General features: G+C 37.5%; 10 protein-coding genes. 2 read left to right on the top strand and 8 right to left on the bottom strand.

What is annotated here, in order from left to right; genetic code table 11:
- Positions 1-48 precede the first annotated feature (48 nt).
- Both ligA and pcrA read right to left on the bottom strand, forming a co-directional pair.
- On the bottom strand, positions 49-2,091 hold the full coding sequence (ligA, locus tag AC4BD1_RS05370; RefSeq protein ID WP_490485947.1) for an NAD-dependent DNA ligase LigA: 2,043 nt from the start codon (positions 2,089-2,091) through the stop codon (positions 49-51).
- A 19-nt stretch (positions 2,092-2,110) separates the two neighbouring features.
- Positions 2,111-4,348, bottom strand: coding sequence for a DNA helicase PcrA (pcrA, locus tag AC4BD1_RS05365; RefSeq protein WP_490485946.1), 2,238 nt, complete (start codon positions 4,346-4,348; stop codon positions 2,111-2,113).
- 164 nt (positions 4,349-4,512) lie between these two features.
- On the opposite strand from pcrA, the gene AC4BD1_RS05360 reads away from it, so the two are divergent.
- Positions 4,513-6,048, top strand: a complete 1,536-nt coding sequence (locus AC4BD1_RS05360) for a ClC family H(+)/Cl(-) exchange transporter (RefSeq protein ID WP_490467180.1) — start codon at positions 4,513-4,515, stop codon at positions 6,046-6,048.
- 377 nt (positions 6,049-6,425) lie between these two features.
- Here AC4BD1_RS05360 and AC4BD1_RS05355 read toward each other — a convergent pair whose 3' ends face one another.
- The 5 genes from AC4BD1_RS05355 to AC4BD1_RS05335 all read right to left on the bottom strand — a co-directional run bounded on the left by AC4BD1_RS05355 (position 6,426) and on the right by AC4BD1_RS05335 (position 11,733).
- Entirely contained in the window at positions 6,426-8,357 is a 1,932-nt protein-coding gene (locus AC4BD1_RS05355) for a PTS fructose transporter subunit IIABC (RefSeq protein WP_206908896.1), read from the bottom strand.
- A gap of 18 nt (positions 8,358-8,375) precedes the next feature.
- Positions 8,376-9,290, bottom strand: a complete 915-nt coding sequence (pfkB, locus tag AC4BD1_RS05350) for a 1-phosphofructokinase (protein WP_490467179.1) — start codon at positions 9,288-9,290, stop codon at positions 8,376-8,378.
- A complete protein-coding gene (locus tag AC4BD1_RS05345) occupies positions 9,287-10,039 on the bottom strand; it encodes a DeoR/GlpR family DNA-binding transcription regulator (RefSeq protein WP_490485945.1) in 753 nt (250 codons plus the stop codon). Before AC4BD1_RS05345 ends, pfkB begins: the two co-directional genes overlap by 4 nt.
- A gap of 166 nt (positions 10,040-10,205) precedes the next feature.
- Positions 10,206-10,394, bottom strand: coding sequence for a hypothetical protein (locus AC4BD1_RS05340; protein ID WP_206908890.1), 189 nt, complete (start codon positions 10,392-10,394; stop codon positions 10,206-10,208).
- A gap of 10 nt (positions 10,395-10,404) precedes the next feature.
- On the bottom strand, positions 10,405-11,733 hold the full coding sequence (locus AC4BD1_RS05335; protein ID WP_490485944.1) for a hypothetical protein: 1,329 nt from the start codon (positions 11,731-11,733) through the stop codon (positions 10,405-10,407).
- Between the two features lie 133 nt (positions 11,734-11,866).
- On the opposite strand from AC4BD1_RS05335, the gene AC4BD1_RS05330 reads away from it, so the two are divergent.
- On the top strand, positions 11,867-12,031 hold the full coding sequence (locus tag AC4BD1_RS05330) for an SPJ_0845 family protein (protein ID WP_206908886.1): 165 nt from the start codon (positions 11,867-11,869) through the stop codon (positions 12,029-12,031).
- 43 nt (positions 12,032-12,074) lie between these two features.
- On the opposite strand, the gene yihA is transcribed toward AC4BD1_RS05330, so the two are convergent.
- On the bottom strand, positions 12,075-12,668 hold the full coding sequence (gene yihA / locus AC4BD1_RS05325; RefSeq protein WP_206897760.1) for a ribosome biogenesis GTP-binding protein YihA/YsxC: 594 nt from the start codon (positions 12,666-12,668) through the stop codon (positions 12,075-12,077).
- Positions 12,669-12,693: the final 25 nt, after the last annotated feature.

The raw sequence follows: 12,693 nt of genomic DNA, 5'->3' as shown, positions 1-12,693 counted from the left end.
CAAGTGTGCAACCTCTGAAATTATTTATTGAAATTTATCTGAAAAAGCTTAGTTTTCGACTTCTACAGAATGACTTTGAGCTAACGCTTCTGCCATCTTCTCTTCCGTCCAAATGTCAATCCCTAGTGATTCTGCTTTTGTCAGCTTACTTCCAGCTTCTTCACCTGCTACAACGATATCTGTTTTTTTAGAGACACTTCCAGTTACTTTTCCACCAAGATTTTCGATTGTCGCTTTCGCTTCTTCTCGCGTAAATTGAGTTAACTTTCCAGTTAGAACAACTGTTTTATCTTTAAAAGGTGAGTCGACTTCAGCTAGCTGTTCCAATCGAATACCTTTGTATTCAAAATTGACCCCAGCAGCTTTTAATTCATCCATCAATTCGTGTACTTCTTCATTACTAAAGTAGGTCACGATGCTATCTGCAATAATAGACCCCATGCTATCAAGCGCCACAATTGATTCAAAATCGCTTTGACTGATTGCCTCTAGATTACCAAAGTGTTCGGCCAAAATTTTCGCCGCTTTTGCTCCGACGTGTCGAATTCCCAGACCAAAAATCAAACGTTCGACTGAATTTTCTTTACTATTGGCAATCGCCGTTAAAATATTATTCGCCGCTTTTTCTTTGATCTTATCTAATGTCAACAATTCTTCTTCTGTTAATTTATATAGATCTGCAACATCTGCGACTAACTTTTTATCATACATTTGTTCAAGCACTCTTGGGCCTAAGCCTTCGATATTCATCGCATTTCTGGAGACAAAGTGGTTGAGCCCTTCTTTCATTTGTGCTGGGCATTTTGGATTGATACAGCGAAGAGCCACTTCTCCATCTAGATGGACTAATTCACTTTCACATTCAGGACAATACGTTGGTAATGGATAAGGTTCACTGTCTTGTGGTCGTTTGTCCTCAATCACTCGAGCCACTTCTGGAATGATATCTCCTGCTTTGTAAATCAATACTGTATCATGCAGCCGAATATCTTTCATTTTGATGTAGTCTCCGTTATGCAGGCTAGCCCGACTCACTGTTGTTCCAGCCACACGAACGGGGGTCATGACTGCTGTTGGTGTAACGACACCTGTTCTTCCTACCGTCCATTCAATTGTTTCAATGATTGTTTCAACTTCCTCAGGTGGAAATTTATATGCAGTTGCCCAACGTGGTGCTTTAACGGTAAAGCCAAGCTGATCTTGAAGTGAAAATTCATTGACTTTCACTACGATTCCATCAATTTCATAAGGTAGCCTAATTCGTTGGTCATGAAATTTTTCAATATACGCCCAAACTTCTTCGATTGAGTGACACAACTGTGCTTCATGATTTGTATGAAAACCAAGTTTTGCTAGTTCTTGCAAAGCTTCGTACTGTGTCTTTGCTTTCATTGGTCCAAAATCTGCTACTGTGTATAAAAAAGTATCCAGATTACGTTTAGCTGCAATCTTTGAATCAAGTTGTCTTAATGAACCAGCGGCAGCATTTCGCGGATTAGCAAAAACATCATGCCCTGCGGCTTCTCGCTTTTCATTCAATTCGACAAATGACTTTTTCGGCATGAAACATTCGCCACGAACTTCGATTGAAACCGGCTCATTCAAACGTAATGGCACAGAACGAACTGTTTTCACATTTTCAGTAATATTTTCGCCTACAGTTCCATCACCACGAGTGGCGCCCCGAACAAACAGTCCATTTTCATAGCGTAAAGAAACTGAGAGTCCATCAATCTTCAGCTCACAACAATAATCCACTGGATGACCAATCGCTTTTTGCACACGTTGATCAAAAGCAAACAGTTCTTCTTTATCAAAGACATCATTTAAACTATAGAGTGGAATATCATGTGTGACTTTCTCAAACCCTGCAAGAACACCGCCACCTACTCTTTGAGTTGGTGAGTCTACAGTGATTAGTTCCGGATAATTTGCTTCGATTGCTACTAATTCTGCATAATTTTTATCGTAAACAGAATCTTCTACCGTTGGCTGATCTTCTACATAATATTCTCGGGACCAACGATTTAATTGTGCACGCAGCTCTTCTGCTCTTTTTGTTGCGTAATCAATCGTCATCTCTTGTGTCATCGTTTTCCCCCCACTATTATTAAACTTTTTCGATTGGTGCAAATGCCGCTAATAAACGTTTGACTCCTTGTCCTTGAAAAGCAACATCCAATTCAAGATCTGCAGCTGTTCCTTTTACTCGAACAACCGTCCCTGTCCCCCATTTCTTATGTTTGACTTTGTCGCCAGCTTTCCAGCTATTATTTTCGCCGCCAGTCGCTGTTTTTGATGAAACAGTCGTCACTTTTGGTTGTTGATAGCTAGGTGTAGTAGTTCTTGTCATAAATGGTGAAGTTTGTTTTGATGTTGGTCGCATTCCTTGAGTTTCTAATAACTCTTGATCAATTTCGTCGATAAATCGTGAAGGACGATTGTATTGGGTTCGGCCATATAATGTTCTTGAAAAGGCATTGGTCAAGTACAACACTTCTTCAGCTCTAGTAATTCCTACATAAGCTAAACGACGTTCTTCTTCAAGTTCACTTTCTTCCATCAAAGCACGAGAAAGTGGAAAGACACCTTCTTCTAGTCCAATCAAAAAGACCACTGGAAATTCCAATCCTTTGGCTGCATGTAACGTCATTAAAGTCACTTGCGTTGTCTCTTCTTCTAAGCTATCGATATCTGAAACCAAAGCTAAGTCATTTAAGAAAACCGTTAATTTTTCTTCAGGTGCATCTGCCATTTCTTCATTTTGTTTTTCAAATTGTTTATCGAATTCTTGCGTAACACTTAAGAATTCTTCCAAGTTTTCTAGTCTAGCCTGTGCCTCAAGTGTATTTTGGATCTTCAATTCTTCTTGATAGCCACTGCGTTCCAAGACTTCTTTTGTTAAGTCCGTAACAGATAAGTAAGGAACCATTTGTGTGACTTCATCAATCATTGCTCCAAATTCTGCTAATTGACGACCAGCTTTCCCACCAATGTTCGCTAAATCCACGTTTTGAGCTGCTTCTAACAAAGCCCATTCATGAATTGAGGCAAATTGACGCAACTTGTCAATGGAACCAGGGCCTATTCCTCGCTTAGGTGAATTGACCACTCGTTCAAAACTAATTGAGTCTTGTGGATTGGCAATCACATTAAGATACGCCAAAATGTCTTTGATTTCTTTTCGATCATAGAATTTGTGTCCGCCAACCATTTTATAAGGTATATTAGCTTTTAACAGCGTTTCTTCCATTACACGTGATTGCGCATTTGTTCGGTATAATACCGCGAAGTCACCGTAATCTCGACCATTTTCACGCATTTCCTGTTGCATTTTTTCAATAACAAAACGTGTTTCATCACGTTCATTATCGCCACGATAATAAGTGATTTTAGCGCCTTCTTGATTTTCAGTCCATAGATTTTTTGGTTTGCGGTTGGTATTGTTTTCAATCACTTGATTGGCCGCATCCAAAATTGTTTTGGTTGACCGATAATTTTGTTCAAGTAAAATAACACTCGCATCCGGATAATCTTTTTCGAAGTCCAAAATATTTTGCATATCTGCACCACGCCAGCCATAGATACTTTGATCGGCATCTCCGACAACACACAAATTACGGAAGCGCCCTGCTAATAAATTGACTAATGTATATTGAGCATGATTGGTATCTTGATATTCATCTACATGGATATATTGGAATTTATTTTGATAATAAGTTAGTGAGTCTGGATGTTCCTTGAACAAGCGAATCGTATTCATAATCAAATCATCAAAATCCATACATTGATTGTATTGCAATTCTTTCTGATAAGCTTTATAGCACTTAGCGGCAATCTCTTCATAATAGCTACCTTGCATTTTTTTAAAGTCTTCAGGCATTTGCAACTTGTTTTTGGCTTGAGAAACTGTTCCTAAAATCCCACGAGGATCGTATTTTTTTGGATCAATATTAAGCTCTTTTAGAATACGTTTCATCAAAGTAAGTTGTTCGGAAGAATCAATAATCGTAAAATTTCGATTGTAACCAATAAAATCAACATCTCTTCTCAAAATACGAACACACATTGAGTGAAATGTTGAAACCCAGACATCTTCGCCACCAAATTCCAAAATTGCGTTCACACGTTCTTTCATTTCTTTTGCGGCTTTATTGGTAAAAGTAATCGCTAGGATATTCCAAGGATTCACTTCTTTTTCTTCAATCAAATAGGCAATTCGATGCGTAAGTACGCGGGTCTTCCCACTTCCTGCACCAGCCATCAATAACAGTGGTCCTTCCGTATGAAGAACAGCCTCTTTTTGGCGAGGATTCATCCCCTGTAATAATTCTTGCTTGGATGACATTCACAACATCCTTTCTTTTATCAATCTCATCAATTATAGCATTTTACCACTCTTCATTAAACTAGCTAGCTGAAAATCATCAGAATTTCTGAAACAATTTTTTTGTAGCTCGTCAGCACGTCAAATTCATGCTAAAGTAAAGGAAAGTGAGGGATAATTTTACTATGGAAAAAAGCTTTAAACGAATAACATTCGATGATACACGTATTCTTTTCATTTTAAAAGGGATACTTATCGGTTTATTTGCTGGCCTCGTGGTTAGTTTGTTCCGATTAGGAATTGAAACATTAAGCAAAAAAATCCAATTGTTTTATCAACAAAGTCAGCAAACACCCGCCATTCTCTTAGGATTATTACTTTTTTCAGTGGTTGCTGCTTTTTTAGTTGGACAATTGATCAAACATGAGCCAGCGATCAAAGGAAGTGGGATTCCACAAGTCGAGGGCCAATTGCAAGGTGAATTGACCTATCATTGGTTTTCTGTTTTGTGGAAAAAAATGGTTGGCGGAATCCTTTCTGTGGGCTCAGGTCTTTTCTTAGGTCGCGAGGGTCCTTCAATCCAATTAGGAGCGACAGTTGGGCAAGGTATGAGCCGACTTTTCCGTTCATCTAGTTCCGAAGAGAAAATTTTGATTTCAAGTGGTGCTAGTGCTGGTTTAGCCGCAGCGTTCAATGCACCTATTGCTGGATTACTATTTGTCATTGAAGAAGTCCATCATTCATTTTCACCTTTAGTTTGGCTGACGTCTTTTACTTCAGCAATCGTCGCAAACTCTGTTTCACTTTATTTTTTTGGGCTGAAACCTGTACTTTATTTAGGGGCGTTGCCTTCTTTACCTTTTCATTATTATGGTGCTTTGATTGTTTTAGGCATTATTCTAGGACTCTTTGGTTTTATTTATCAAAAAACATTACTCGCTTTGCCACGATTTTATCAAAGAGTCCTCTTACCTGAATATTATCATGGATTCGTGCCCTTCATTTTGGTCTTACCGATTGGTTACTTTTGGCCAACGATTTTAGGTGGAGGTAATCAAATTGTCGTCCATTTAGGACAAATTACACCCCCACTTCAAGGAATTATTTTATTATTAATCATTCGCTTTGTTTTCTCCATGATTTCATATGGTAGTAGTTTACCAGGAGGGATTTTCTTGCCTATTTTGACACTAGGCGCTCTGATTGGTAGTCTGTATGGAAAATTGCTTGTGCTTTATTTCGGAATGAATCCTGTTTTTGTGAAAGATTTCGTTGTGATTGCTATGGCAGGTTACTTTACAGCAATCGGTAAAGCACCTTTGACTGCAATTATCCTTGTGACTGAAATGGTTGGTTCCCTCAATCATTTGATGCCACTTGGCATTGCTTCTTTGGTTGCCTATATCACAAATGATTTATTGGGTGGGCATCCGATTTATGAATCTTTACTTGAACGACTAGTTGGTAATCAACCCAAGCATTCATCTGGGAAGAAAACAACTTTTGATTTTCCTGTTACAGCTGAAAGCCAACTGGATGGGATGATGGTTCGTGATTTTAATTGGCCTAAAAATATGTTGCTTATTTCAATTTATCGAGGAAAGAAAGAATTGATTACACACGGTGATACTGTAATGAAAGTTGGAGATATTCTAGTCATTTTGACAGATGAAGCAAATATGGTATCAATCAAAAAAGAAATCAAAATGAAATCAACTTAGCTTTTCATCATGAAACGAGTGACTATGAATTTTCTATTCATAATCATTCGTTTTTTATGTGCATAGTTGATATCGATTACTATAAAAACCAAAATCATGCCAAGTACACTGAAAAAAACGCCTAATCTATTCTTTATTTTTTGGATAGCTTCCATCATTCTCGTCTCTGATCAAAAAGCAATCGTTTCTTTTTCATTTTTTTGTTTAATAGACAAGCTTTCAGTTTCAATTCAATTGAATTGTTGTTTTTGTCGTATCCATAGTTTTCAAAGATACAATCGAAGAAACAACCGTTAATAATCCAGACAAAAAAACTTCTTATCGCTCTCTCTAAGAAAGAGTGATAAGAAGTTTTCATTATTCGTCTATTTTAAAAATTAAGCTTCAATAGCTTCTGGCGTTTTTCTTAATAATCCATAAATCACACCTGAGACAACTGCACCAATCGCAATAAAGACTAAGTACAATACAGGATGACTAAGTAGGAAGACTACGAAAATCCCACCATGTGGTGCTAATAATTTGATACCAAAAGCACCAACTAAACCACCAGTTAAAGCAGAACCCACGATGAAACTTGGAATTGCACGAACTGGGTCAGCAGCAGCAAATGGAATTGAACCTTCTGTTACAAAGGATAGCCCCATGACAATATTTGTTAAACCAGCATCTTGATCTGCTTTACTAAATTTATTTCTGAATAATACAGTAGCAACGAAAATGGCTAAAGGTGGAACCATCCCACCAGCCATAACAGATGCCATAACAACACTACCACCAGTTGCAACAGTTGTTGCAAGTGTTGCGGTACCAAATACGTAAGCTGCTTTATTGATTGGTCCACCAAGATCGGCAGCCATCATTCCAGCTAACAATGCACCAAGTAATGCGGCATTTGAACCACTCATACTTGTCAAGAAACCGTTCAATCCATCATTGATTGCTTTCATTGGTACATTGACCATTAACATCAAGAACCCAGTGATCAATAGTCCAAAGACTGGGTAAAATAAAATCGTTTTGATTCCATCTAATGATTTTGGCAAGTTCTTGAAGATTTTGCGTAAGAAAACAATGACATAACCAGCCAAGAAACCACCAATCAATGCACCTAAGAAACCAGCTCCACCAGCATTAGCTAATGCTCCTGCAGCAAACCCAACAACCAATCCAGGACGGTCACCGATACTTGATGCAATAAATCCAGCTAAAACAGGTAACATAAACCCAAACGCTGCTTGTCCAATTTGATTGAACCAGCTTGCTATTTGATTATAATTCCCTAAGTTTGCCAATTGATCTTGCGGTACACCCATAAATTGGTCAATCATGAAGGAAAGTGCAATCGCAATCCCACCACCGATTACAAATGGTAACATATGTGAAACGCCATTCATCAAATCTTTATAGACTCGTTGACCGATCGTTCCATCAGCATTCCCTTCATCTGATGAATCATTTTTGCTATCACCATGGAAAACTGGTGCATTTCCCTCAACCGCAAGATTAATCAATTCTTCTGATTTACGGATACCATCACTTACTGGACGATTCACTAGTTTTTTCCCATCAAAGCGATTCATTTCAACCTTTTTATCTGCTGCAACGATTACGCCGTCTGCGCGTGCGATATCTTCTGCAGTCAAACGATTTTTAATTCCTTCAGAACCATTTGTTTCAACTTTGATATCTACGCCCATCTCTTTTGCTTTTTTCTTCAAAGCATCCTCTGCCATGTACGTATGCGCAATTCCAGTTGGGCAAGCTGTTACCGCTACGACAAATTTTCGGTCTGAATCAGTTAACGTTTCAATTTGTTGAGCAGCTTGTTCTGCCTTTTCTTCTGCTTCTTTTTCGTCTTCAGCTGTTTGGAAAAGTTCTTGCACTTCATCAGGTGTTTGAACTTCTTTTAATTTTGCCACAAAATCCGGATTGATCAACAAACGTGATAATGCTGCTAAAGCTTGCAAGTGAGTATCATTTGCGCCTTCTGGAGCAGCAATCATGAAAAAGAGATAAGTTGGTTGACCATCGAGTGCTTCATAGTCAACACCTGATTTACTTTTTGCAAATAAAACAGTTGCTTCTTTCACAGCAGCATTTTTTGCATGTGGCATGGCGATTCCATCACCTAAACCTGTAGATGTTTGCGCTTCACGTGCTAAAATTCCTTGTTTATATGTGTCGATATCTGATATGCGTCCAGCATCGTACATTTTTTGGACCATTTCATCTATAGCCCCTGCTTTATCAGTTGCTTGCAAATCCATGATCATTGCTTCTTTGACCATCAAATCTTTAATATTCATGGTTATCCTCCTTAATATTTAGTCGATTTTTGTAATTTCAACTTCAGGTAATAGTGAATCAATCATTTCACGAGATGCTAAGTCATCAGAGAATGCTGTTGCACTTCCGCAAGCAACACCCCATTTGAAGGCTTCAACTGCATCATGATGTTTACTAAATGAACCAATAAATCCAGCAATCATCGAGTCTCCGGCGCCTACTGAGTTTTTCAAAGGTCGCACTAAAACATTCGACTGATAAGCTCCCTCTTTCGTAAACAACAATGCGCCATCCCCAGCCATTGAGATCAATACATTTTGTGCACCTTCTGCCAATAATTTGCGACCATAAGGGATAATGTCTTCAACTGATTCAAAAGTTGTTTGGTAAAGCTCCGCTAATTCATGGTTATTGGGTTTGATTAATAACGGTTCTTTTGACAGAGCATTTTTTAAATCTTCTCCCGTAGTATCGATCACGAAATCAGCACCTTTGTCACGAATGATTTCAATCAACTCTTGATAAAAACCTTTTCTAAGACTTGCAGGTGTACTTCCAGATAACACGACAATGTCACCTGCTTCAACCGTACTTAACGCTTGTTTCAATTCATTGATTTCTTCATTAGAGATAACTGGACCTAAGCCATTGATTTCTGTTTCAGCATCTGATTTCAATTTGATATTGATACGTGTATCTTCATGTACTTTAGTAAACAAAGTATGAATGTGTTCTTTTTTCAACCAATCAGAAATAAATTCTCCGGTAAATCCCCCTAAAAAACCAAGAGCAGTTGAATTTGAATCAATACGTTTTAATATGCGAGAAACATTTATTCCTTTACCACCTGGTAATTTAAAATCTTCTGTCATGCGATTCAAATCGCCTAATTTTAATCCATCCACACGAACAATAAAGTCAATTGATGGATTAAGTGTTACTGTATAAATCATTGAATAGCCTCCTTAATTGTTGTCAGGTCACGATAATCTGCGACAAATTCTAATGGACAACGCTCGGTTACGATTGTGGCTGCCGCTAAAGGAGCAACAGAAGTGAAAGATAACTTATTAAATTTCGTTTGATCAATCAAAACAAATGCTTCTTCGGATTGTCTCATCGCAATTCGTTTAAGTGCTGCTTCTTCGGGATCTGGTGTCGTAAAGCCTTGGACCAAATGTGCGCCGTTCATTCCCATAAATGCTTTGTTAAAATGAAATGCACTCAACTGTTCCACACTACTTGAACCCAAAACTGCATTCGTTGATAGCTTGACTTGACCACCTAAAATGATTGTTGGTATTTGTAAGTCAACTAGATTAGCAGCATGCTTGACTGAATTGGTAACAACCGTTACGTTTTTCCCTTGTAAAAACGGAATCATCTCTAGCGTTGTTGAGCCTGCATCAAGATAGATAACATCATCCGGTTCAATCAAATCAGCAGCTAAACGAGCAATTTGTTGTTTTTCTTGAACGTTTTTGAGCGTTTTTTCACTCATTGCTTGTTCAAAACCCAAAAGTTGGTCTTTTTTTGCACCACCATGGATTCTTTCCAAAAAGCCTTCATTCTCCAACTCTTGTAAATCCCGACGAATAGTTGATTCGGAAGCATCTAGCAAGATTACAAGATCTTGCGACTTAACAATTTTATGCTGATCTAATAAGTCTAAAATTTTCTGTCTGCGTTCTTCTGTAAGCATTTCCACAACCTCCTCACGACAAATAGTAACATATTAATTATTAGCTTGCAATATAAAACATTCAAAAACATTCAACAAAATTCTAAAACGTTCAACGGGAGAAATATTCTTGAAAAAACTAAAAAAAGAGGCATCTCAATGATGTCTCTCTTAGAATTGCTATTTTTTATTTCTCTTTCTTGATATAAATCGGTTGAACTTTTACTTTTCGTGACAATCGATAGTAAGTCCCTAAACCAGAAAATATAATCAAAAAGCCAACCAACGAACGAATCGAAAAATTTGGGATAAATAAAACGAATGCGGCTAAAACAACTGTCGGTCCCATCACACGATAATATAATTTTTTATCCATTTTCTCCACCTCATACTCTCTGTATAGTTGTTAATGCTTCTAATTTACGATAGTCCAAGAAAACGACTCTTAAATGATTGTCTCCTTTTTTCAAGTCAAAGAAGATTGTTCCTTTTTTCTTTTTTTGTCGACTTATTTTGACATCGGCTAATTGCATCTTCATCTCAGCAATTGGTAACTTTGCTAAAGCTTCTGGGGGAATGTACAATCTCAAAACAACTTGAAAATCTTGATACTTTTCATCTTGGACTTCTACTTCTAAATATTCACGAATGTAATAACAGTAGGCTTGAATTCCTTCATCCACTGCGACAGTTGGATCAATTACTTTATAGCACATCATTTGTGCGCGATTTTCATCTACCCAAGGAAAATAAGCTTGAGCGTTTAAAGCTCCTTTTACGCGACGTTCACGATACTGATTTTGTTCGATATCATAACTTCTTGTTACAAAAAATGTTGCTGCTTTTTTAGGTACAGGTTGCATATTTTGATTTTGATATTGAACAGACTGGATTACTCGATCAGTGTACGCGTATTCAATAAAGGGTTCTTTCAGTAAGCCTACACCATTATCCCAAGCCAAGTGATCAAACCCCAGTTGATCACGATAGTAAGATTGAAAACGAAGATTTTCTTTTTTCCGCCAGTTAAATGGATTTTTATAAAGCTGGATCCTCAGCACCTGATTTTCTAACTCAGCAATGCTTTCCACTTGCTGGATGTCAAGAAAAATTGGTTTCGGAATAACTTTGAAGTAAGCCGCACTGTAATACATCTCCCAACAAGAAGTGAAGCACAAACCACGATAAAATAAATCATAACCAACAAAATGATTACAATCCACGATTACTTCTCCGTGTTGTCCTTTCATCTTAGGAAGGTCAGCAATTTCTTCTTTTGTTTCAAATATTGTTCGTCGATCAAGTTCTTTTGTATTATGTGCCAAGAATTCACTGTAAGCACGCAGATAGGCAAACACACCATGCTTTGCCATTTTCATCCGAAGATAGTCACGAATCAACGTTTCTTTACCATTAAAAACCTGCCGATCGATCACATTTTTAATCAATAATTGTTGATTTTCATAATGAAAGCTGCATTCATTTTCTTCATCCCCCACGACAAAAAATATTTTTTCATTCTCTACTGCTAACTCTAACGCGGATTGAAATTTTTTTAAATGAAAGGGTTCGGTTGCTCCGTGAAAAGGTCGAAAAAATGTCGGCTGGATCAATAAACGAACCAATATACTCCAGTCTGTTATTTCCTGTAATTTATCGTGTTCCTTTAAGTTATTCATCTGCATAGTCATTAATAGTTTTTCTTCGCCAAACATTTTTCTCACCTCTTTCAAATCTTTTTATAATCTAATTATAACCAATAAATGTCAAAATCCCAAATTTTTCGACTTCATAAATTATAGTAGATTTTTAAGAATTACATGGTACACTATCAATGAGGTGATAGAAATGGGACTAAAATTCGAACGTACGGATAATCTCGATAAACTTTTCGAGTCATTTGCAGTTGATCCAGAGAAAAAAGTAGCTTCTAATGAAGATATCAACCGTTTTTTAAAACCAGAAACTCTTGACACAAACAAAGCGAAGAAAGCTACTAAAACGAAGAAATAGAACAAAAAGAACCCCCGCAACTTAACAGTTGCGGGGGTTCTTTTTATGCTTGGTAGCCAATTGCATCTTCAATTGCTTTCCAAGCTTCATCTTTTCCTTTTTTGGTTACGGAAGAAAATAAAATAAATTGGTCATTATGGTCAAAATCAAGCGCCTTCTTGATTTCACTCTCATGTTTATTCCATTTTCCTCTTGGAATTTTGTCAGCTTTAGTTGCCACTACAATGACAGGAATATCATAATACTTTAAAAATTGATACATTTGGATATCTTCTTGTGAGGGCTTGTGGCGCACGTCGACTAAGGAAACAACAGCTCGCAATTGTTCTCGCGTCGTTAAATAAGTCTCAATCATTTTTCCCCACTTTGCTCGTTCCGTTTTCGAAACTTTCGCATAACCATATCCAGGTACATCCACGAAGTGTAACGCATCTTCAATCAAATAAAAATTCAGCGTTTGTGTCTTTCCTGGTTTACCTGAAGTCCTAGCTAAGTTTTTTCGATCAATCAGCGTATTGATAAAGGAAGATTTCCCAACATTTGATCGTCCTGCTAGCGCAATTTCTGGTAATTGCGTTTCAGGATATTGTTTCGGAGCAACCGCACTGATGACGATATCGGCTTGATGAACTTTCATAATTTCTCTCCTTTAAAAAAAGGCT

It is taken from the genome of Enterococcus sp. DJ147D b (genome assembly GCF_058216655.1).
Note: the sequence above shows the minus strand (reverse complement) of the source record. Positions and strands in the feature narration are given on the sequence as shown.